Origin of the sequence: Caballeronia jiangsuensis, from assembly GCF_046030135.1 — a bacterium.
GTDB classification, from domain to species: Bacteria; Pseudomonadota; Gammaproteobacteria; order Burkholderiales; family Burkholderiaceae; genus Caballeronia; species Caballeronia jiangsuensis.
In genome coordinates this window covers 225,144-246,160 of record NZ_JAQQDB010000002.1, presented here as the reverse complement: position 1 = coordinate 246,160, position 21,017 = coordinate 225,144, and the positions used below count along the sequence as shown (strand labels likewise).

Here is a 21,017-nt window from a genome sequence, read left to right as displayed (position 1 = left end):
GGGTTACTCGACGACGGCCTTGCGCGAACGGCTGCCGCGCGACGACGATTTGCGCGGCGGCTTCTGCGCTTCGGAAACCGTCGCGGCGCCCTCGTTCGATGCATCGGCGTCGCTCTGCTTCGCCGCGGTCTTGCGCGCGCGACGCGGCGCGGCGGGTTTTTTCGGCGCGGGTGCAGGTGCGGGCTCGGGCGCAGATTCGGCCTGCGGTTCGAAAATCTCGCGTTCGACCGGCGCCGGCGCTTCTTCCACGAACACGGCGTCTTCCTGCGCGGCTGCCTGAGCCGCTTTCCGTGCGCCTCGTCTCTCTCTGCGCCGGCTGTTGGCCGAACCTTCGTGCTCTTTCGGAACGACCGGCGTCGATACTTCTTCCTCGAACACGACCGGCTCCGGCGCGGCCACGAACTCGGCTTTCCGCGCACCGCGTTTCTCGCGTCGCCGGCTGTTTCCCGCGCTTTCGTGTTCTTTCGGTGCGGCCTGCGCTTCGGCCTGCCTCACATCCACGGCCACGACTTGAGCGGACTGCGCGGAGCGAAACACGAACGCGCCGGATTTATCGTCGCGGCCGACTTCGAGCAGACCGCGCGACTGCGCTTCGTCGAGCAGATTGCCGAACGCGCGAAAGCCGTATTGCGTTTCGCTGAAGCCCGGCTTGCGGCGCTTGATCGCGCTCTTCAACACCGACGCCCAGATCTTGCCGCTCTCGCCGCGCTCCGATGCGAGCGCCTCGAAAGTCTCGACGGTGATCGCGATTGCCTGCGACTTGCGCGATTCCGTCTCCTGCTTCGGATGCCGTTCCTCGTCGGGCGTGCGCTTCGATTCGCGCTGCTCGCGCTTGGCGATCGCGCGTTGCTGCTCGCGCACGAGGTCGTCGTAGAAGATGAACTCGTCGCAGTTCGCGACGAGCAGGTCGGACGTCGATTGCTTCACGCCCACGCCGATCACCTTCTTCGCGTTCTCGCGCAGCTTCGACACGAGCGGCGAGAAGTCGGAGTCGCCGCTGATGATGACGAACGTATCGACATGCGATTTCGTGTAGCAGAGATCGAGCGCATCGACGACGAGGCGAATGTCGGCCGAGTTCTTGCCCGACTGGCGCACGTGCGGAATCTCGATCATCTCGAAGCTGGCCTCGTGCATCGCCGACTTGAAGCCTTTGTAGCGATCCCAGTCGCAATAGGCCTTCTTGACGACGATGCTTCCCTTCAGCAGCAGGCGTTCGAGCACCGGCCGGATATCGAATTTCTCGTACTTCGCATCGCGAACGCCGAGCGCGACATTTTCGAAGTCGCAGAACAACGCCATGCTGACGCTTTCCTGAGGTCCAGCCATATGATTCTCCAGCCCGTGCGGCATGTTTTGGAATGCGCACATGATAGCTTGTCGGGCCGATGGCCGTTCGTCACTCGCCGCCGCCGATGTTCAGGCTCTTGTCGCGCCGCGCGAGCAGATCGTCGAGCGCCTCGTTCGCCTCGCGCATCAGACGTTCGATGACTTCGCCCGCCGATGTCCGCTCGTTCACCAGCGCCGACGACTCCCCCGCGAAGAGCGCCATCTTTTCCATGTCGCCGGTGGTCGAGCGCAGCGGGGAAATCGTGCTGTATTTTTCGACCGGCCCCCATTCGTCATGCGCGATGACCTCGCGCGGCAGCGCATAGGGATCGTTGCCGAAGAGATGATCGCGCGCCGCATCCGTCACGCTGTTCGCGAGCACGCGCACCGGCGAGCCGGCGGGCCAGTTGATCGCGTAGATGTCGGTGTGGACCGTGTCGCCCGCGCGCGCATCGATCACGCGTTGCTTGTGATAGTCGTGCGCGTAGGATTCGTGCGTCGGCAGAAAGACGGTGCCGCAATGCACGCCGCTCGCACCGAGCGCCAGCGCCGCGACGAGCCCCGCGCCCGTCGCGATGCCGCCCGATGCGATCACCGGCACGCCGATATGCGCGGCGATTTCGGGCAGCAGCGTCATGATGCCGGTCGAGCCGCGCACGTGCCCGCCGGCCTCGACGCCTTGCGCCACGATCACGTCCGCGCCCGCCTTTTCCGCGCGCAACGCGTCTTCGAGCGAGCCGACCTGATACAGCACGAGCGCGCCGCCGTCCTTCGCACGCGCGACGATATCGGGGTACACGTCCCAGAAAAAGCACATCGCCGGGACGCGCAATTCGAGGCATGCGTCGAGTTCGGCGGCCAGCAGGCCGGGCTTCGTGCCCGCCGGAATGAGATTGACGCCGAATGGCCGATCCGTCGCGGCGCGCACGGCGGCGACTTCGCTCGCGATCGTCTCGGGCGATTCGCGCACCATGCCGAGCAGTCCGAAGCCACCGGCATTCGACACCGCCGACGCGAGTTCCGCGCGCGCGGGGCCGCCCATGCCCGCGGAGACGATCGGATAACGGCAGCCGAGCACACGGGTCAACTCGGTATCGAATGGCGCAGCGTTCGCGGTCATACAGGCCTCGCGCGAGTGAACGGTCCGAATGCGAGTGACGGACCATCGCCCAAGCCTAGTCCCGACGGGACTCGCTTTCAAGCATGCTCATTGCCGCTTCCCGGCGTCAGATCCAGAGATCGTTCGGCGCGGTGCGCTCGTTGTGCTCTTCGCCCGTATTCACGACGCCGCGCGGCTCGATGAGCATGATCTTCACTTCGCGCGCCGCATAGGGTTTGTGCTCGACGCCCTTCGGCACGATGCCGATTTCGCCCGCACGCAGATGCATCGCGCCGTCGCGAAAGTCGATGCGCAATTCGCCTTCGAGGACGATGAACGTCTCGTCGGTGTCCGCGTGACGATGCCAGACGAAATCGCCTTCGAGACGCGCAACCTTGAACTGGTAGTCGTTCATTTCGGCGATCACGCGCTGCTGCCAGAAGCCTTCGATCTTGCGCGCCTTGTCGAGCGGATCGATCGCGATACGCTGACCGCGTGAAACGGGTGTGGATGTCATGGCGAAGCTCCTTGACCTGGACGATGAATCAGCCCGAGGCTAACGCCCGCACATCGCGCACGTCTTGAACGATCGTGCGTGGTTCAGCGCGACTCAGCGCGGCTCCGCGCCGCGTGCGATCGCCCGCCAGCGCGCGGGCGGCATGCCGAACGCGCGCGTGAACTGGCGCGTCATGTGACTCTGATCGGCGAAACCCGCATGGGCCGCGATATCCGCGAGCGATGCGCCCGTCAGCATCAGACGGCGCACGAGATCGAGCCGGCGCATCGTCAGATAGCGATACGGGCTCGTGCCGTAAAACTTGCGGAAATCGCGCGACAGGGCGAACCGGTCCCGGCCCGTCACGCGTTCAAGCTCGTCCAGCGTGATGATGCGGTCGCAGTTCGCGTGGAGAAATTCCTGGGCGCGCGCGGCGCTCGCATAGTCGCCGCTATCGGCGGCCATGTGCGCGCCGGACGCTTGCGCAAGCGCGAGCGCCAGTTCGGTCAGCGCGTCGTGTTGTTCGAGTGTTTCGAGCGGCGGCAGCGCGCCTTCCGTGCGCTGCAGCAGCGCTTCCGTCGCGCGGCAGACGCGCACATCGGTCGTCACGCCGCCTTCGACGAAAGGCAGCGCGCGGCCACCGAGAATCGCCTGAATCAGCGCGGGTTCGACATACAGCATGCGATAGCGGAAACCTTCGCCGGTGCCCGCTTGCCCATCATGAAGTTCGTCGGGATGCAGGACCATCGTCTGGCCTGGCACGCTATGGCGAAGCGTGCGACGGTAGTTGAAGCTTTGCACGCCCGCGAGCGTGCGGCCGATCGCATAGGTGTCGTGCCGGTGCAGGCCGTATGCCTTGCCGCCGAACCAGGCTTCGATGCGCTCGATGCCTTCGGTCGGCTCGGCGCGTTTCACCCAGTCCGACGCGGTTCCCTTCTTGCGCTCGTTCATCTCGACTGCCGCTCCCGGCATTTCGTTGAAGGCGATATCGGATGTTAGCCGTAACGCGCCGCGAGCGCGGCGAGGTCGCGGCGGACCCAGTCGGCATCGGCGGCGAATTGCTCGTCGGACATGCCCGGCTGGCGAAACAGCGTGAGCGCCACTTCGGCGCCCGCGCCGTTCTGATAGACGCGCAACGGCACGTAGACCTCGTCACCGTTCGGCAGGCCGACGCGATGATCCATCACGCCGAGCGCATTGTGACCGGTGAAGCGGATCGTCACCTCGCCTTCTGGACCGCGGGCGCGCCAGTGATCGCCCATGTCGTCGAGCGTCGATTGTGCGAGTCCCGACGCCCACGTCGGAAAGACTTCCGGACGCCAGATCGCGTCGTAGAGCTCGCGCCAGTCGCGATCGATCGTAACGGTGAGGGTCTGCGTTTCCATCGTCACACGAGGATCACGTTTCGATCTTCGACATCACCGCCGTGGCCGGATCGTAGCGATAGCCCTTTTGCGCGAGCTGCTGCGTCATCTTGTCTCCGATCAGTTTCTGCTGCGCCTCGCGCAGCACGAGTTCGTGATCCGGCTTCATACGCTCCAGCTCGACCGCAAGCCTGCGCATCAGCGCGACTTCGCCGGTGCTGCGGGCATCGATGAAAAGAATCTTTTCGTTGGCCACATCGAGACGCTGGCGCAAGTCCTTCGCGTAGGTGACCCATTGCTCGGCGTTGGCGCGAAGATCGTCGTAGGCCTTCGAATGCGCCTTCGCCTGCGCCGAAATCTGACGCTGCAGCGACGCAAGCTCCGACTCCTCGCCCTGCTCCTTCTCGACCAGGCGCTTCGCGAGATCGGTCGCGTTCTTCTCGGCGGTCTCGGCGCGCTCGCGCAACGCGTTGACATCGTTCGACACGCGCGCGAGTTCCGCGCCCTGCTCGGCCTTCTGTTCCATCAGCACGCTGATCTGCTTGCGGGCTTCGTCCAGTTCGCCGCCGACACGGCCCGCGTGATCGCGATGCGCCGAAATTTCCGTCTTCAGCGTAGCCGCGTTCTCACGCTCGGCCGCGAGCGCACCGCGTACTTCGTTCAACTCCGCTTCCAGTGCGGCGACGCGCGCGAGGCTTTCGCTCGCCTGCGCCTCGGCGGTCTGCGCGCGCGCATGCGCGGCGTTCGCATCCTGCGACCAGCGTTCGGCTTCAACCGATTTTTCCTGCGCTGCGACGCTCAACGCTTCATGCTGCTGCCGCACCTGATCGCGCTCTTGTGCGATGCGCGCGAGCTCGTCGTCCTTGCCTGCGATCAGCGCGTGCAGTTCCGCGTGATCCTGGCGCGCCTGGTCGCGTTCCTGCGCGATACGCGCGAGCGTTTCGTCCTTGTCCGCGAGCGATGCGCTCAATTGTTCGTGCTGCTGCCGGGCCTGATTGCGCTCCTCGGCGATGCGCGCGAGTTCCTCATCCTTGCCCGCGAGCGATGCGTGCAGATTGCCGTGCTGCTGGCGCGCCTGATCGAGTTCTTCGGCGATACGCGCGAGCGCTTCGTCCTTGCCCGACATCGACGCATGCAGTTCCGTATGGTCCTGCCGCGCCTGATCGCGCTCTTGTGCAATGCGCGCGATGTCTTCGTTCAGCGCGTCCTTCGCGCGCCGCTCTTCGTCGAGCGACGCATTCAGCGCTTCCAGTCGGGCCTGTTCCGCCGATGCGCGCTGCAGCGCTTCCTCGACGCGCGACTCGGCCGTCTGCGCGCGCGCCGTGGCAGCCTCGAACTCCTGGCGCAACCGCGCCACCGAGTCTTCCGATGCCCGCAACGCGCTCAGCGTCTCGGTCGTTTGCTGGCGGTTTTTCGCGGCCTCGTCGCCGGTCTTCTGGAACTCGGCGAGCGCCTCGTCGCGCTCCGCGAGCGCCGTCGAAAGCCGCTGGCTCACCACGGACAGGCGCTGACCGGACATCCGTTCGGTTTCGTCGCGCGAGACGGTCCAGAGCCGCCGCGCGACGTTCACGAGCGTCTCGGCGAGGTCGTCGGGGAGGCCGGTGGGCGCCTGCTGCGGCATGTCCGGGGAATGCGCGTCGCGCCAGCGCTGCAGGCCCGCCGCGATGGCGACGACCGAGCCGCGCCCGGCCTCCGTCCAAACGGACACGGGGGTGACCTTGCGGCCTTCTTGCGTCAGGCGATCGGCGATCGACGCGATCTGTTCGTCGGTGATGATGTCTACGTCTGTGGGCATATGCGCCTCGAAAATCAATGGCGTCGCACTCGAAAAATTGCGATACGTTGTTACATTCGGCTTAATCCGCGTCGGGGCGGAAAGGGATGATACCCATTTTCCGCGTCCGCCATTCCGCAGCACGTCACATGCCGGCGAAATCGGGATTTTGAAGCGAGAGTGTATCGCCTGCGAGGCGGTAATTTCGAGACGTGATGCGTTATTCACGGAAACGCATCGAGCCCGGACGGGCGCTCCGTCCGGGCTCCTGAAAACCGGCTAAATCCGCGCGCTTACGGCTTCGCGAAAACCGGACCGAGACCGACGACGGTCGTATCCGAACGCGCGCCCGAGTCGGCATTGCCGCTCGCCGGCGCGCCGTATGCGCTCAGGCCCTTCGCGGCGGCGATGCGCGCCTCGGCGGCCTGGATGTTTTGCGGATACTGGGTCTGGTCGCTCGCCGGATCGTAGCCGGCCTTTTGCAATTCGACGAGTTGCGCGCGCACTTCCGCACGGGTGATCGGCTGGTTCGACTGCGCAAACGAGAAAGCCGGAAGCGCGACAGCGGCAGCGACGATGAGCGATTGAATGACTTTCATGATTTACCTCCAGAGAATGTAATGGAAGTCCGTCTTGTCGATCCGCCGTGTGTTGCGAATCGTTCGGGCTTGGAGGTATTTAAACCGGCGGACGTATCTGGCTTGTTTCGCAAAAAGCGGATTATGAAACGCCGTGTGTCGGCGTTCAGTGCGGATACAGTGCGATACAAAGACGCCGTGCCGTCTACAATCGGCTTGCCCGTATCGCAACGGGAAATAATCGGCACCATACCGGGAGGAGACCATGCAGACCCCGCGCCCTTCGCTGAACGCCTTGCGCGCGTTCGAAGCCGTGGCGCGCCTGCGCAGCATGACGCTCGCCGCGCAGGAGCTGTGCGTCACGCATGGCGCGATCAGCCGGCAGGTGAAGGCGCTGGAGGATACGCTCGGCCTCACGCTGCTCGTGCGCTCGGCGCAGTCCTCGGATCCGACGCCCGAAGGCAGACGCCTCGCCGAAGGCCTTACGACGGCGTTCAATCTCATCGACGCGAGCATCGAGCAGTTGAAGCCGGAGCCGCTCACGCTGTCGTGCTCAGCGACCATCATGATGAACTGGCTGATTCCGCGGATCGCGGGGTTCCATCGGCGCTATCCGCAGACCGAGCTCAAGTTCAACATGAACTACGATCAGATCGATTTCGTGCGCGACAAGATCAGCGTCGCGATTCGCGCGAACACGATCGAACCGCCGAGGGACGCGATCACACGCACGCTCATCGACGAATGGATCGGGCCGGTGTGCTCTCCGGAGTACGCGCAGTCGATCGGACTGACAAGCTCCGCCGATCTCGCGCGCGCGAAGCTGCTGTCCACTCGCACGCGCCCCGAAGCGTGGACCGACTGGTATCGCGCGACAGACTTAGCGCCGCTCGCCGGCGCGGGCGCGGATGCCTACGATCACTTCTATCTGCTGATCCAGGCGGCCGTGTGCGGCCTGGGCGTGGCACTCGTGCCGCAATTGCTCGTGATGAACGATCTCATGTCCGGCAAGCTCGTCGCGCCGTTCGGCTTCGCGCCGGGTCCGCGCCAGCTCGTGCTGTGGGTCGCGCCGCATCTGCGCGCGCATGCCGACGTCGCGCAACTGGAACGCTGGCTGATCGAAGAGATGAACGAAAGCCTGAAGGAGATGACCGCGTTCCTGCGCACGCGCGACGACGAAGCGCTCAGGACTTGATGAGCGTGCCGTAGAGCGCGCTCGCCCGCGAGAGATGAGCGTGCATCGCGTTGGCGGCGGCGTCGCCGTCGTGCGCGGCGATCGCCTCGACGATGCGTTCGTGTTCCGCGAGCGTCAACGATTCGGCGCCGGGCGCGCGCACCATCGGCCGATAGTATTCGGCGGCCCAGTTGAAGATCGATTCGACGATCGACGGATAGATCGGATTGCCCGTGATCCGCGCGATCTCGCGATGAAACGCCATGTCGCAGGCGAGAAATGCATCGCGGTCATCGACTGCCGCGCGCTGCGCCTCGACGCACTCGACGAGCCGCGCGATGTCTTCTTCCGATGCGTTTTCGGCCGCCATGCGCGCCGTGCCCGTTTCGAGAAAGAGCCGCGCCGCCTTCAGATGCTCCAGCATGTCGGGCTGCGTGCGCAGCAGATGCATGGTCCCGATCGCGATTTGCGCGATGAGGCTCTGCGCCGTCGGCACGACCACGCGCGCGCGTTCGCCGTGCGCGATCTCGACGATGCCGGAGCGCTCCAGCGTCTGCAACGCCTCGCGGATCGCGGGCCGCCCGACGCCATACGCTTCCATCAGCTCGCGCTCGGAAGGCAACTGCGCGCCGGGCGCGATCTCGCCCGAGCGGATGCGCGCCATCAACCGGTCGAGTACGTCCTGATACAGCTTGCGCCGCTGAATGATGTCAGCCATCGGAAATGCCTGTCTTCGATGAATCCCGCCGACGACCTTATCACGAAGCCCAAGCTCACGAAGCGCCGTCGCGCACGTTCCCGAAGAACGACACGCCGCCGATCTGCCCGCCTTTCAGCACGATTTCGAGCCCGTCGCGGGCGGCATCGCCGGACCACGCGCGGCACAGCGGCGCGCCCGGCGCCATGCCCGCCGCGACGCTCAATGCCGTGATGCCGAGCTTGCCCGCCACTTCGCCCGAACTGTCGCCGCCCGCGACGACGACGCGGCGCAACGGCGCGCGATCGAGCAGCCGGCGCATCACATCGGCGAGCGTTTCGCCCACGCGGCGCGCCGCTTCCGCGCGGCTCAGTCCGGCTTGCGACGCGATGTCGTCGAACGCGAGCACGGCGGGATCGTCGGGGCCTTCGGCGCTGAAGACGAGCGGGCTTCGGCCATCGCTCACGGCGCGGATGGCGACGCCGACCACACGTTCGATTTCGGCTTCGCGCGACTGCGCATCGAGTGCGCGAAGCAAGTCCAGGCGCTCGACGCGAAAGCCGTTGTCGCGCGCCCAGCGGATCTGCCCCGCCGTCACCGGCGAGCAGCTTCCGCTGACGGCCGCGATCACATCGACGGGCGATGCAACCGGCAGGCCCGGCATCTGCGGCACGAGGCCGTTCGCGCGCCAGTGCGCCGCGAGCGCATATTGCAATCCCGACGACGACGCCGTGAACACGCCTTCGCCGCGCCCTTCCCAGACGAGCTTTCCGGCGGCGGCGAGCGTCTCTTCATCGAGCACGTCGATCATGACGACGGGCGCATCGTCGCTCGTCAACGCGTTCAGGCGTTCGTGAACATCCGGCGAACGCAACTGCACGAAATCGATCAGTCCGATGCGCCGCTCGGTCTGCCCGCGCAGATGCACGCGCAAATCCGCTTCGCTCATCGGCGTGACGGGATGACGCGACATCGTCGGATGACGATCGAGCCGATGACCCTCGCCGTCCACGGAAGCGAACAGATTGCCGAACGCCTGATAGCGCTTCAGACGCGGCGCGCCGACGATCATCGGCGACCAGCGGCCGCGCATGTGTCTCACGCCGATATCGATCGCACGGCCGATCGAACCCGTGTGCGGCGACGAATCGAAGGTCGAGCAGACCTTGTATTGCAGGATCGGCGCGCCCAGTGCGGCGAGGCTCGCGAAGGCGTGCGGCAACTCGTCGTCCATCCACTGCGGACTGCGCCCGCGCGACGATCCCGCGAGCCCGACGCAACGCACGTCGGGAAAGCGCGCGAGCAGTTCGGGCGTGGGCGCCTGCAAGCAGAGGAGCGTCGGCACGCCGGCGGCGGTCATCGCTTCCATCGCGTCGGTGGAACCGGTGAAGTCGTCGCCGTAGTACGCGAGCAGCAGGCCGTCGGGCCATTGCGTGCTCATTTCCAGAACTCCAGTGCGCGCTTCAATGCGAGATTGCGTTCGGCATGACGCGCGAGCGGCACGCCTTCCATCGCCGCGACCCACGCCTCGCGCAACGCCTCGACGCCCGCCGCCACGCCGCCCGGATGCCCGAAGATGCCGCCGCCCGCCGTGTGAATCAGATCCGCGCAGCCGATCGCGGCATACGTGTCCGCCGCCTGCAAGCCGGTCTGTCCCGAGCTGAAGACGGGCATCGCGGTCAACGGCGCTTCGTCCATCACCGGCGACAAAACCGCGCGCGCCGCCGCGATCACGCTTTCGTCGGATTCGCTGAACTTGTTGCGCAGGCCGTTCACGTGCAGATGATCCGCGCCCGCGAGACGCCACAGCATCTGCCACGGCGCATAGTCCCAGCCGAGCGCTTCGGCGCGCGTCAGATAGCCCCAGCCCGCGCGATGCGCGTGAATCGGCAACTGACTGTGCTTGCGCAACTCGGTCATGCCGACGAGACCGATCGAATTGAGCACCGCCATCACGCACGTGCCGCCTTGTTCGAGCACGAGATCGTGGCGGCGCTTCATCTGATCGAGATCGCCCGTCACGTTGAACGCGACCATCACCTTCTTGCCGGTGCGCTCGGCGTGATCGTTCACGACGCGCATCACCGCGCGCACGCGTTCGTCGAACGGGCAATGCGAGCCGTCGCCTTGCAGTTCGTCGTCCTTGATGAAGTCGATGCCGCCCGCGACCAGCTCCTTCACCTGGCCGGCGGTTTCCTCCGGCGAGAGCCCGACGCTCGGCTTGATGATCGTGCCGATGAGCGGCCCGTGCGTCACGCCCGACAGCTTGCGCGTACCTTCGATGCCGAACGCCGGCCCCGGATACGCCGCCGCGAACGACGCGGGCAGGCGCAGGCCGGTCAGACGCAAGCCCGACACCTGCCGCAATTCGAAAAGATTGCCCGCGATCGTCGACATCAGATTCGGCAGCGACGGCCCGAAATTTTCGATCGGCCATGAAAGTTCGAGCACGCATTGCGTGTAGCACTTCGAAGCCGCGCCGCCCGGCAGGCTCGGCGTCTCGCTGTAGCCCAGCACGTCGAGCCGTTCGACGCGCGCGCCCGAGCGCGCCTTGAGTTCGGGCGTCTCGTTGGGCAGCGCGATGAAGGTGCCGCTCGACTGCTCGCCCGCGATGGTCTCGGCGGCAATGCGCGGATCGACGCCGGTTTCGAGCCAGTAAGTTGCGTGGATGCGTTCGCTCACGGTCAGTTCCTCGCTTCAGGTGATACGCCGAATGCTCTCCGCGATTTCCTCGCGGTCGAACACCTTCTTCCAGTCGTCGCGCATCAGGCGCGGCTTGCCGAACTCGATCGCCTTGTTGCACGCATCGGAGAACGCGCCGGGAATCTCGTTGAAGATCACCGCGCCGAGAATGTTCATGTGGCCGAGCAGGAAATCGCGCGCCGCCTGTGCGGGCACGCCGCGCGCGATGGTCTCGTCCATCGCCTCGCGCATCACGTAGAGCAGCGTCGCGCAGATGGTTTCCGAGAGACCCGGCTCCAGGATCGCCATCTGATCGACGCTCAGGCGATACGAACGCAGGATCGGCGCGTAGATCACCTTCGCGACGGCTTCGCCGAGATCGAACGCTTCCTCCGGCCCCTGCATCAGCGCGCTGACGATCGACTGTTTCGCGTGCGCGCCGCCGAAGTGATCGTGCAGCGACTTCTCGTCGAGGTCGTAGTTGAAGATGATCGGATGGCACGGATGCGCGACGAAGTACGTCAGGTCCTTGCGGTCCGGAAGATGGCCGGCGAAAGGCGCGGCGGCATCGAGCGTCATGATCATCGTTCCCGGCGACAGCTTCGGCGCGATGTCGTGCGAGAGCTTGCCGATCAGCGTATCGGGCACGGCGAGAATCACGACTTGCGCGCCGTCGAGCGCGGCATCGGCGGAAACGCATTCGATGCCGAGTTCATCCTTCAGCCGCTTCTGTCCGGCCGCGCCCGGCTCGACATGCGCGACACGATAGTCCGACTTCAGCAGATTGCTGGAGAGGCGCACGCCCATCTTTCCACCTGCTCCGAACAACGCGATCTTTTCCTTCATTTCGATGACTCCAGTGTGAGGTGAGTGTTCAATGTGCGTTCGCCGTGACGGCGTCGGGCGCGCGTTCCTGGCTCGTGCGGCCGATGGCGAACGCGAGCGCGGCCGACATCAGCATCATTGCGCCGACGATCAGCATCGGCAGTTGATACGAACCCGTCGCGTCCTTCGCCATGCCGGTGATGTACGGCGCGACGAAGCCCGCGAGATTGCCAACCGTGTTGATGAGCGCGATGCCCGCCGCCGCCGCCGCACCCGACAGGAAGCGCGCCGGCAGCGCCCAGAAGTTCGGCAGCGCGGAGAAGATCGCGCAGGCCGTCACGGTGATCACGGCGATGGTCGCGGCGGGCGAGCCCATCTGCATCGCGAGCGGCACGCTCAGTGCGCCGATCAGCGCCGGCACGCCGATATGCCACGAGCGCACGCCGCGCTTCGTCGCGTCGCGGCTCCAGAGGAACAGCGCAAAGGCGGCGGGCAGATACGGAATCGCGGTGATCAAACCTTTCTGGAACACATTGAAGTGCGTGCCGAAGCGCGCCTCGAAACCGCCGATGATCGTCGGCAGGAAGAATGCGAGTGCGTAGAGACCGTAGATCAGGCCGAAGTACATCAGCGCGAAGAGCCAGACGCGGCCGCTCATCAGCGCGGCGACGGGGCTGCCGTGACCCTTGCTCGCCGATGCGCCTTTCGCGCGGTCTTCCTCGTCGAGGCTCGTCGTGAGCCAGTCGCGCTCGGCGGTCGTGAGCCATTTGGCGTCGGCGGGTTTGTCGGCGAGATAGAACCACGCGATCACGCCGACGAGAATCGCCGGAATCGCGACGCCGAAGAACATGATGCGCCAGCCGGCGAGACCGAAGAGCCCGTGCGCCTCGATCAGCAGCGCGGCGAGCGGCGCGCCGATGACGACCGTGAGCGGCTGCGCGAGATAGAAGAGCGCGAGGATGTGGCTGCGATGCTTCGCCGGCACCCACATGCTGAGGAACAGAATCGCGCCGGGAAAGAAACCCGCTTCGGCGACGCCCAGCAGGAAGCGCAGCGTATAGAGCCCGTTCACGCTGCTGACCCAGGTGAAGAGCAGCGCGACGATGCCCCACGTCACCATGATGCGCGCGAGCCAGCGGCGCGCGCCGAATTTATGCAGCGCGAGATTGCTGGGAATCTCCAGCACGATATAGCCGATGAAGAACACGCCCGCCGCAAAACCGAACTGCGCGGCGGTGAGACCGAGATCCTTGGTCAAGCCGTTCGGGCCGGCGAACGAGATCGCGGTCCGGTCGAGAAAGTTGATGAAGAACATCAGCGCGACGAACGGCACAAGCCGCCACGACACTTTTCTGATCGCCGATCGCTCGACAGACTGCGTTTCTGCAACGTTCATGTCTCCTCCAGACGTAGCGCACGGGTGTGGTCAACTGGTGTGATGAGTAGACCATCGCCGGAGGGACGCGAGACATAGGTGGAAACGCCGAAACGGGTCGATTTTTTCTCACATCAGGGCGCGATAAATTCACTCCTTCGTCGAGACATTCGACGGTTTTGATTGCGAAAAACTCACATCTACGGATCGAAAGCCAATCGGCCGGCCCTCACGCCACGGCGCGCAGCGCCCGCATCCCCCTTTCCCCCGGCTCACCGCCGCCAGCGCCGCGAGACTGATCACCGCCGTGAACATCATGTAGAAACTCGGCGCAGCCTTGCTGCCCGTCGCGCTCAGCAGCCAGATGATGATCGCGGGCGTGAATCCGCCGAACACCGTGACGCCGATGTTGTAGCCGATAGACATGCCCGTCGCGCGCGTCGATACCGGAAAGATCTCCGACATCAGCGCAGGCAGCGCGCCGAAATAGATCGCCTTGAGCAACGCCAGCCACGCGACGAGCACGAACAGCGCCGGCACCGACACATGCGACACGACATACGCGAACGCCGGATAGCCCGTCACGAAGAGCAACAGCGCCGCCGTCGACATCTGCTTCACGCGGCCGATCCTGTCCGACAGATGCCCCGCGAACGGCGTGACGACGGTCAGCATCAGGCCCGCGACGGTGCTCGCCGCGAAACCCGTCGAGGCATCGAGATGCAACTCGCGGATCGCGAACGTCGGCACGTACTGCAGCAGATAGTTCACGGCCGTCGATACCGTCAGCGCGCCGATCGACACGAGCAGCAACGACTTCTGCTGCGTGAAGACATCGCGGACAGGCGTGGCCGTGTGCTCGGCCTCGGTGTAATCGGTCGCGTCTTCCAGATAGCGTCGCAGGTACAAGCCCGCCGGCCCGATCAGCAAGCCGAAGAAGAACGGAATGCGCCAGCCCCACGCGGCGAGTTCCGTGGCGGGCATCAGCTTGGCGAGCGCGAAACCGAAGATCGACGCGAGCAAGGTTGCAAGCCCTTGCGTCGCGAACTGCCAGCTCGCGAGCAGGCCGCGCCGCTCGGGTGCGTGCTCGATCAGCATCGCCGTCGACGCGCCGAACTCGCCGCCCGCCGAGAAGCCCTGAATCAGTCGCGCGATGAACACGCCCGCAGGCGCGATCAGCCCGATCGATGCGTAAGGCGGAATCACCGCGATGATCGCCGTGCCGATCATCATCAGCCCGACCGACATCATCAGCGCCGCCTTGCGTCCGCGCTTGTCCGCATACGCGCCGAGCACCATGCCGCCGATGGGCCGAACCAGATAGGACGCGCCGAACGAACCGAAGGTGAGCAGCATCGACGCCGTCTCGTTCGCGGCCGGGAAGAAGTTCTTCGCGATATACACCGCGAAGAACGCATAGATCGCGATATCGAACCATTCGAGCGCATTGCCGACCGAAGTCGCGAGCACGATCTGTGTCAGGCTCAGAGGCTTTTTCTTCATGATGTCCGCGTGGTTGTGAAGTGGCTTGTCAACGGGCGTTGCGCGCGGCGACGATCGCCGCGCCCATCTCGCCGAGATCCCACCAAAGGCCCGCCATCAGCCCGAGCGATTCGCGCATCACGGGCGCGAGCACGTGTTCGTTCGGCGCGTGCTGATTGCACGCGGGATACGAGTGCGGCACCCACAGCGTCGGCAGGCCGAGCGTGGTCGCGAAGACGTCGTTGGGCACGGTGCCGCCGAGGTTCGGCAGCAGCGCGGGCTTCTTGCCGGTCGTCGCGCGCATCGAATCGAGCGCCCAGTGCACCCAGGGATCGTCGAGATCGAGACGCGTCGCGGGCGTGCCGCGCGTCGCGTTCACTTTGACGTCGGTGAAGCCATGCTCCGCGAAGTGGCGTTCGAGATGCGTTTGCAGGTTCTGCCAGTCCGTGCCGACGACGAAGCGCAACTGGCACACCGCTTTCGCGAACGGCGGAATTGCGTTGACGGGAGCATCGGCGTTGCCGGATTTCATCGCGAGCACTTCGAGCGCGTTCCAGCCGATCACGCGTTCGGTCGGCGTAAGGCCCGGCTCGCCCCAGGTCGGATCGATATCGGGCGAGCTTTCGTCGCGGCCCAGTTCGATATCGGCGAGCGCTTCGCGCACCGCATCGGAAATCGGCGGCGGACGCAATCCTTCGACGGCGATGCGCCCGTTGCGATCGACGAGACTCGCGATCGCATGCGACAGCACGACGGCCGGATTGCGCAGCACGCCGCCCCAGTTGCCCGAGTGATGGCCGCCTTCGCGCAGATCGACCGTCAGTTCGAACGGCACGCCGCCGCGCGAGCCGAGAAAGAGCGTCGGACGCTCTGCCGACACGCGCGGCCCGTCGGAAGCGATGAACACATCCGCCGCGAGCGCGTCCTTGTGCGCGGCGCAGACTTCATCGAGGCCCGGCGAGCCGATCTCCTCGCCGGTCTCGAAGATCACCTTCACGTTGTAGCCGAGCTTGCCCTCGCGCGCCTCAAGGACCGCAGCGAGCGCCGCGAAGTTGACCGAATGCTGGCCTTTGTTGTCGGCGGTGCCGCGGCCGTACCAGCGGTCTTCATCGACGACGATCTCCCACGGCTTCAGGCCCGCGCGCCACTGCTCGTCGTAGCCGCGCACGACGTCGCCGTGGCCATAGGTCAGCACGGTCGGCAGGTCATCGGATTCATGGCGCTCCGCGATCAGGAACGGCGGCCCACCCGCGACGGGATTCCCGACGACCTGCGCCGTGAAGCCGAGGCGCGCGAGCGTGTCGCTGATTTCATCGGTCAAATAGGCGTTCAGCGCGGGATTGCGCCCGTTCTGACTCTCGGTGCGGAACGCGACGCGGCGTTGCAAATCCGCGAAAAACGCGCCCGAATCGAATGTCCTGCAAGCGATGGCGATCGCGTTTTCGCGCATGTTCTGAGGTTCTTTCACGACGTCTCCGGAAAAGTGTTCATTGCGATTCCGGCCAGTCTAGGAACATCAAAAATTCGCGACAATTTCAATATTTGCGACTAGCATTGCCAAAAAGGCAACGCTCGGGGAACGCCGTGCTGCATGGCATCGCACTCAAATACTTCGTGGAAGTCGCGCGCGCGGGCTCGCTCGCGGCGGCGTCGGAACAGCTTCACGTCGCGGTGTCGGCGATCAGCCGGCAGATCGCGAAGCTGGAGGAACAGGCGGGCACGCCGCTATTCGAGCGCATGGCGCGCGGCATGATCCTGACCGAAGCGGGCGAATTGCTCGTGCAGCACGCGCGCCGCGCGTTGATGGATGGCGACGCGGTGCTCGCCGAGATATCGGAGATGCATGCGCTCGGGCTCGGGATCGTGCGCATCGGCTGCACGGAGGGTTTCACGCGCTGCTTTCTGCCGAGCGTGATGGCGACGCATTATCGCGAGCATCCGCGCACGCGCTTCGTGATGCGTTCAGGTACGCCCGGGCAGGTCGAGCATTGGGTGACGAGCGGAGAAGTCGATGTGGGGCTCGCGTTCTCGACATCGACATCGACGGCGTTGAGCATCGAATACAGCGTGAAGGCGCCGGTCTGCGCGCTGTTGCCGCCGACGCATCCATTGGCGGGCAAAACGAGCATCACGCTCGACGACGTGCTTCAGTACCCCACTGCGGTGCTCGATCGCGGCACCACCGTGCGCCAGTTGATCGACTGGTGCTGCTCGGCGCGCGGCGTGCATCTGGAGCCGGTCCTGACGAGCAACAATTCGAGCGCGATGCATCATTTCGCCGCGCTCACGGGCGCGATCACGCTCGGCAGCGCGGTCGCGCTCGAAGGCGATCCCGGCCCGCCGACGCTCGTCGCCACGCCTATCGACGAGCCCTTGCTCAACGAGCGCCTGTTGCAGGTCACGGTGATGCGCGAGCGCCGCCTTCCGCCCGCGGTCGATCAGTTCCTGAAAACGCTGACGAACGCGTTGCGCGACAGTCTGGGCGCATCCGCGGCGCGTGCGAAGAGGAAAAAGCGTTGACCGGTCATTGCGTGGCGACCCACCAGGTCGTGCCGGCGGCATCGCGAAAACCGCCTCTGAAGTCGTCGTCGGTGCGTTTGCGCGTGGGCGCTTGCACGCTTTGCGCGCCGTTTTGCATCGCGCGGTCGTAGATGGCTTGAGCGTCACGCACATAGACGTGGATATGCGGCCCCGGCGCTTGCTGATCCGTCGCGCCGCCGCCGATCATCACGATGCTGTCGTCGATGCGCACTTCGGCGTGCATCAGCGAGCCATCGGGACGGTCGAAGCGGCGGACCAGTTCGGCTTCGAAGACGCTTTGCAGGAAGGTGATGATCGCGTCAGCGTTTTCGCAGATGAGATACGGGCTGATGGAGGGGTAGGTTGCGGGTTTCCAGTCGGTCATGAGATGCCTCGATTCATCGTGACGAGGCTGATCAGGTTAATGGAAACCCGCGTCGGCTTCAAACGCCTTCCACTTCATCCACATCGACCAGCTTCTTCGCCACCGCTTTCGGCATCTCCGCCGTCGCCTGCGGCGCGGGCTCATATCGATGCACGTCATGCGTGACGAAGCCCAGATCATGACTCGGCACCTCGAACCACTCCGGATGCGCGAACGAGCGGCGAATATCTTCCAGCCCGCTCGCCCAGTGCTCGTCCATCGTGTCGTTACTGAACTCGTAGTCCTTGTAATGACCTTCGAAGAACTTGTTCTTGTAGATGAGATGCACGACGTTCACCGCGCCGCCATCCGCGACTTTCTGCGCCTCGCGCAACAGCGGATGCGAGCGCCGCGTCTTCTCGGGAATATGCTCCAGCAATTCCTTGATGAGCCGCGCATGCTTCTGGTTATGCGAAACGAAATCGGTGATGGCGCGCGTCCGGCTCGAATACTGAATGTCCTTCGTGCGCTCGCTCACGTCGAGAAAATCGCCCGGCAACGTGCCGCGCGCGCTCCACAAATCCACCTGAAACACGAGCGTGTCCTTGTGCTGGCTTTCGCGGATGATCTCCGTCAACGGCGTATTCGATACGAGACCGCCGTCCCAGTAGAACTCGCCATCGATCTCGACAGCGGGAAACCCCGGCGGCAACGCGCCCGACGCCATGAAGTGCTCGGGCGCGAGACGCATCTTCGTATTGTCGAAGTAGACGAGGTTGCCCGTGCGCACATTGACGGCTCCGACCGACACACGCATGGCGCCGTCGTTGATACGGTCGAAATCGGCGAATTGCAGCAGCGTCGCGCGTAACGCGGACGTGTCGTAGTAGCTCACCTCGTTCGGGCGCTTGCTCTTCGTGCCCGGACCGAGTTCAGGCACATGCACGCGCGGCGAAAAGAAGCCCCTCTGCCCTTCGGTCAGCGCGCGCGCCGCCGCCCACATGCTCGAAAACTTGCGGCCGATGTTGGCGAAGCCGAACGCCGCGGGCACGAACGCGCCGACATGCCCGATCAGATCGGCGGGCTGGCAGATCGTGTTCCAGAATCCGCGCAGTGCGGCCACGCGGTGCTCGGGCGCATTGCCCGCGATGATCGCGGTATTCAGCGCGCCGATGGAAATGCCCGACGTCCAGGTCGGATCGACGCCGACTTCCGCGAGCCCTTCGAACACGCCGGCCTGATAGGAGCCGAGCGCGCCGCCGCCTTGCAGCACGAGGCAAACGTCATCGTAGTCCGGCAGCGCGACGTGGTTCGCCTGCATGAGTGTGTTGCGTTGACTGCGGCGCATGGATTCTCCTTATTGCATGAACCAGCCGTGGCTCACGACGACCGACTGCCCCGTCAGCGCATTCGATTCGAAGCCCGCGAGGAATGCGACCGTGTTCGCGACATCGGCGACGGTCGTGAATTCGCCATCGACCGTTTCCTTCAACATCACGTTCTTCACGACTTCTTCTTCCGAAATGCCGAGCGCCTTCGCCTGCTCGGGAATCTGCTTCTCGACGAGCGGCGTGCGCACGAAACCCGGGCACACCACATTGGCGCGCACGCCGCGCGGTCCGCCTTCCTTCGCGACGACGCGCGCGAGTCCCAGCAAGCCATGCTTCGCCGTGACATAGGCCGACTTCAGTTTCGATGCCTCATGCGAGTGCACCGATCCCATGTAGATGATCGAGCCGCCCTTGCCCGACGCGTACATGTGCTTGATCGCGGCCTTCGTCGTGAGGAACGCGCCGTCGAGATGGATCGCGAGCATCTTCTTCCAGTCGGCATACGCATACTCTTCGATCGGCGCGACGATCTGAATGCCCGCGTTCGACACCAGCACGTCGATGCCGCCTAACTTCGCCACCGCCTCTTCGATGCCGGCGTTCACCGCGTCTTCGCTCGTCACGTCCATCGATACGGCGATCGCCTTGCCGCCCGCCGCGACGATGCTGTCCGCAACCTTCTGCGCATTCGCGAGATTCAGATCGGCGATGACGACCGCCGCGCCATCGGCCGCGAGCTTGCGCGCCGTCTCTTCACCGATGCCGCTTGCTGCGCCCGTGACGAGCGCGACTTTTCCTTGCAGTGCCATGTGTTGTTCCCTTGTCGAAGTGATGCGAAGTTATTGATTGACGGCGAGCCTGAGTTCGTCCGGCGGCGCGAGATAGTCATACGCGACTTCGCCGATATCGAGCGTGAGGTTCGCGATGACGTGCCGCGCGCCGACCACCTTGCGCACCGGCAGATCCGCGACGGGCGCGAGCGCGTGCGCATGCAATTCCAGCGCGGCGGGGCCTTCCCACGCGCCGAGAACGCTCACGTCGCGCAGAAAGAAACGCACGAGTTCGCACACGCGCGCGGTGCCATCGACATGCGGCAGCACCTTCAGCAGATAGTTCGGCGTATCGGCGAGCTTCTTGCGCTCCGCTTCGAGATCGAGCGGACGATACTTGTAGCCCATCGTGCCCGTCGCGATACGCTGCGAGCCGTAGTCGAGCGTGCCGAGCAGCGTGTCCTTGCCGTCGACGGCCAAGCGCGGCGACGCCAGCTTCTTCGGAAAGCCCCAGATCTCGCGACCGCCCGCGATCGGGCCTTCGTCGTCGAGATACATCGCATGGGTATAGCTGCCCTTCCTGCCATCCGGATCGATGACCGAGATCACCTGGCCGCTTTCGGTGTAGTCGCCGAAGCCGGACGAATCCGGCATGCGAATGAATTCGTAATGCACGAGGCCGCTGTCGACTTCGAGCGGCTCGGGGACCACGGCGCGCAACGCGTCGAGATCGGTCTCGTAAGAGATGATGAAGTACTCGCGATTGAGAAAGCGGAACGGCGGACGCGGGTAAGCGGGATTGTGCACAGGCATGGCGAAGGCATTCCTGCGGATGTCGTCTTCTTTCACTGGATCGTCCCTGAGTTGAGAGCAGGCACGATAGTAGATGCAGTCGATGACATTTGTCGCGGACCACAGGCAGCAGATGCACATCTGTCGAAGCAGTGCAAATCGACAAAAATCCCGTTGCGTCAACGTCTTATGCGCGCGTATCAGTGAATTGCACTTTTTTGTGCAATATACTGTTGCCTCAGCAGCGCCCGGCGCGGAGGAACCGCGCGGCCGCGGCCTGAATCACAAACGCATGAGCGCGATCGAGCCGGTTTTCCCCTAGTTGCACCGGAATATCGAGTCTTTATATTTCTTTCGGTGCGAAG

At 64.8% G+C, this 21,017-nt stretch carries 19 protein-coding genes and 1 pseudogene; 2 read left to right on the top strand and 18 right to left on the bottom strand.

Features of this window, described 5'->3' with window-relative positions; translation table 11 throughout:
* Positions 1–3: 3 nt before the first annotated feature.
* From PQR08_RS03025 to PQR08_RS02995, 7 genes are all read right to left on the bottom strand, one after another.
* A complete protein-coding gene (locus tag PQR08_RS03025; RefSeq protein ID WP_250485474.1) occupies positions 4–1,329 on the bottom strand; it encodes an NYN domain-containing protein in 1,326 nt (441 codons plus the stop codon).
* Between the two features lie 70 nt (positions 1,330–1,399).
* Complete coding sequence (locus PQR08_RS03020) at positions 1,400–2,449, bottom strand: NAD(P)H-dependent flavin oxidoreductase (RefSeq protein WP_250485475.1); 1,050 nt, start codon at positions 2,447–2,449, stop codon at positions 1,400–1,402.
* A 106-nt stretch (positions 2,450–2,555) separates the two neighbouring features.
* Entirely contained in the window at positions 2,556–2,945 is a 390-nt protein-coding gene (locus PQR08_RS03015) for a cupin domain-containing protein (RefSeq protein ID WP_238211212.1), read from the bottom strand.
* 93 nt (positions 2,946–3,038) lie between these two features.
* Positions 3,039–3,875 (bottom strand): helix-turn-helix domain-containing protein, encoded by an 837-nt coding sequence (locus PQR08_RS03010; protein ID WP_250485476.1) that lies wholly within the window; start codon positions 3,873–3,875, stop codon positions 3,039–3,041.
* 44 nt (positions 3,876–3,919) lie between these two features.
* Positions 3,920–4,309, bottom strand: a complete 390-nt coding sequence (locus tag PQR08_RS03005) for an SRPBCC family protein (RefSeq protein ID WP_250485477.1) — start codon at positions 4,307–4,309, stop codon at positions 3,920–3,922.
* 13 nt (positions 4,310–4,322) lie between these two features.
* Positions 4,323–6,083, bottom strand: a complete 1,761-nt coding sequence (locus PQR08_RS03000; RefSeq protein WP_250485478.1) for a DNA-binding protein — start codon at positions 6,081–6,083, stop codon at positions 4,323–4,325.
* A gap of 272 nt (positions 6,084–6,355) precedes the next feature.
* A complete protein-coding gene (locus PQR08_RS02995; RefSeq protein ID WP_250485479.1) occupies positions 6,356–6,661 on the bottom strand; it encodes a DUF4148 domain-containing protein in 306 nt (101 codons plus the stop codon).
* A gap of 244 nt (positions 6,662–6,905) precedes the next feature.
* Here PQR08_RS02995 and PQR08_RS02990 point away from each other — a divergent pair, with 244 nt between their 5' ends.
* On the top strand, positions 6,906–7,835 hold the full coding sequence (locus PQR08_RS02990) for a LysR substrate-binding domain-containing protein (RefSeq protein ID WP_250485480.1): 930 nt from the start codon (positions 6,906–6,908) through the stop codon (positions 7,833–7,835).
* Here PQR08_RS02990 and PQR08_RS02985 read toward each other — a convergent pair.
* From PQR08_RS02985 to PQR08_RS02955, 7 genes and pseudogenes are all read right to left on the bottom strand, one after another.
* Positions 7,825–8,532 (bottom strand): transcriptional regulator NanR, encoded by a 708-nt coding sequence (locus tag PQR08_RS02985; protein WP_250485481.1) that lies wholly within the window; start codon positions 8,530–8,532, stop codon positions 7,825–7,827. The two genes, PQR08_RS02990 and PQR08_RS02985, sit on opposite strands and share 11 nt — an antisense overlap.
* 55 nt (positions 8,533–8,587) lie before the next feature.
* A complete protein-coding gene (gene oiaK / locus PQR08_RS02980) occupies positions 8,588–9,952 on the bottom strand; it encodes a 3-oxo-isoapionate kinase OiaK (protein WP_250485482.1) in 1,365 nt (454 codons plus the stop codon).
* The gene (locus tag PQR08_RS02975) at positions 9,949–11,193 is read right to left on the bottom strand and encodes a ribulose-bisphosphate carboxylase large subunit family protein (protein ID WP_250485483.1); all 1,245 of its coding nucleotides are present in this window, start codon (positions 11,191–11,193) and stop codon (positions 9,949–9,951) included. Before PQR08_RS02975 ends, oiaK begins: the two co-directional genes overlap by 4 nt.
* A 15-nt stretch (positions 11,194–11,208) precedes the next feature.
* Positions 11,209–12,039: a phosphogluconate dehydrogenase C-terminal domain-containing protein gene (locus PQR08_RS02970; RefSeq protein ID WP_250485484.1), complete on the bottom strand. Its 831-nt coding sequence runs from the start codon at positions 12,037–12,039 to the stop codon at positions 11,209–11,211.
* A gap of 28 nt (positions 12,040–12,067) precedes the next feature.
* Positions 12,068–13,414 (bottom strand): MFS transporter, encoded by a 1,347-nt coding sequence (locus PQR08_RS02965; RefSeq protein ID WP_250485485.1) that lies wholly within the window; start codon positions 13,412–13,414, stop codon positions 12,068–12,070.
* A 240-nt stretch (positions 13,415–13,654) separates the two neighbouring features.
* A pseudogene (locus tag PQR08_RS02960) lies at positions 13,655–14,899 on the bottom strand (MFS transporter); the annotation flags it as partial.
* A 25-nt stretch (positions 14,900–14,924) separates the two neighbouring features.
* Entirely contained in the window at positions 14,925–16,343 is a 1,419-nt protein-coding gene (locus tag PQR08_RS02955) for a M20 family metallopeptidase (RefSeq protein ID WP_250485486.1), read from the bottom strand.
* Between the two features lie 116 nt (positions 16,344–16,459).
* On the opposite strand from PQR08_RS02955, the gene PQR08_RS02950 reads away from it, so the two are divergent.
* The gene (locus tag PQR08_RS02950; protein ID WP_250485487.1) at positions 16,460–17,395 is read left to right on the top strand and encodes a LysR family transcriptional regulator; all 936 of its coding nucleotides are present in this window, start codon (positions 16,460–16,462) and stop codon (positions 17,393–17,395) included.
* Positions 17,396–17,399: 4 nt separating this feature from the next.
* On the opposite strand, the gene PQR08_RS02945 is transcribed toward PQR08_RS02950, so the two are convergent.
* Genes PQR08_RS02945 through PQR08_RS02930 form a run of 4 tightly spaced genes read right to left on the bottom strand, consistent with a single transcriptional unit; the run spans position 17,400 to position 20,709 of the window.
* On the bottom strand, positions 17,400–17,780 hold the full coding sequence (locus tag PQR08_RS02945) for a VOC family protein (RefSeq protein ID WP_250485488.1): 381 nt from the start codon (positions 17,778–17,780) through the stop codon (positions 17,400–17,402).
* A 58-nt stretch (positions 17,781–17,838) separates the two neighbouring features.
* The gene (locus PQR08_RS02940) at positions 17,839–19,107 is read right to left on the bottom strand and encodes a DUF3734 domain-containing protein (RefSeq protein WP_238211195.1); all 1,269 of its coding nucleotides are present in this window, start codon (positions 19,105–19,107) and stop codon (positions 17,839–17,841) included.
* Between the two features lie 9 nt (positions 19,108–19,116).
* On the bottom strand, positions 19,117–19,899 hold the full coding sequence (locus PQR08_RS02935; protein WP_187604066.1) for a 3-hydroxybutyrate dehydrogenase: 783 nt from the start codon (positions 19,897–19,899) through the stop codon (positions 19,117–19,119).
* 30 nt (positions 19,900–19,929) lie between these two features.
* A complete protein-coding gene (locus PQR08_RS02930) occupies positions 19,930–20,709 on the bottom strand; it encodes an acetoacetate decarboxylase (RefSeq protein ID WP_273654916.1) in 780 nt (259 codons plus the stop codon).
* Positions 20,710–21,017 lie beyond the last annotated feature (308 nt).

Excerpts from the sequence above, each read along its gene's own strand:
- PQR08_RS02970 (WP_250485484.1), bottom strand. The coding sequence starts at position 12,039 with ATGAAGGAAAAGATCGCGTTGTTCGGAGCAGGTGGAAAGATGGGCGTG.
- PQR08_RS02940 (WP_238211195.1), bottom strand. The coding sequence starts at position 19,107 with ATGCGCCGCAGTCAACGCAACACACTCATGCAGGCGAACCACGTCGCG.
- PQR08_RS03015 (WP_238211212.1), bottom strand. The coding sequence starts at position 2,945 with ATGACATCCACACCCGTTTCACGCGGTCAGCGTATCGCGATCGATCCG.
- PQR08_RS03025 (WP_250485474.1), bottom strand. The coding sequence starts at position 1,329 with ATGGCTGGACCTCAGGAAAGCGTCAGCATGGCGTTGTTCTGCGACTTC.
- PQR08_RS03000 (WP_250485478.1), bottom strand. The coding sequence starts at position 6,083 with ATGCCCACAGACGTAGACATCATCACCGACGAACAGATCGCGTCGATC.
- oiaK (WP_250485482.1), bottom strand. The coding sequence starts at position 9,952 with ATGAGCACGCAATGGCCCGACGGCCTGCTGCTCGCGTACTACGGCGAC.
- PQR08_RS02965 (WP_250485485.1), bottom strand. The coding sequence starts at position 13,414 with ATGAACGTTGCAGAAACGCAGTCTGTCGAGCGATCGGCGATCAGAAAA.
- PQR08_RS02935 (WP_187604066.1), bottom strand. The coding sequence starts at position 19,899 with ATGGCACTGCAAGGAAAAGTCGCGCTCGTCACGGGCGCAGCAAGCGGC.
- PQR08_RS03005 (WP_250485477.1), bottom strand. The coding sequence starts at position 4,309 with ATGGAAACGCAGACCCTCACCGTTACGATCGATCGCGACTGGCGCGAG.
- PQR08_RS02995 (WP_250485479.1), bottom strand. The coding sequence starts at position 6,661 with ATGAAAGTCATTCAATCGCTCATCGTCGCTGCCGCTGTCGCGCTTCCG.
- PQR08_RS03020 (WP_250485475.1), bottom strand. The coding sequence starts at position 2,449 with ATGACCGCGAACGCTGCGCCATTCGATACCGAGTTGACCCGTGTGCTC.
- PQR08_RS03010 (WP_250485476.1), bottom strand. The coding sequence starts at position 3,875 with ATGAACGAGCGCAAGAAGGGAACCGCGTCGGACTGGGTGAAACGCGCC.
- PQR08_RS02945 (WP_250485488.1), bottom strand. The coding sequence starts at position 17,780 with ATGACCGACTGGAAACCCGCAACCTACCCCTCCATCAGCCCGTATCTC.
- PQR08_RS02985 (WP_250485481.1), bottom strand. The coding sequence starts at position 8,532 with ATGGCTGACATCATTCAGCGGCGCAAGCTGTATCAGGACGTACTCGAC.
- PQR08_RS02990 (WP_250485480.1), top strand. The coding sequence starts at position 6,906 with ATGCAGACCCCGCGCCCTTCGCTGAACGCCTTGCGCGCGTTCGAAGCC.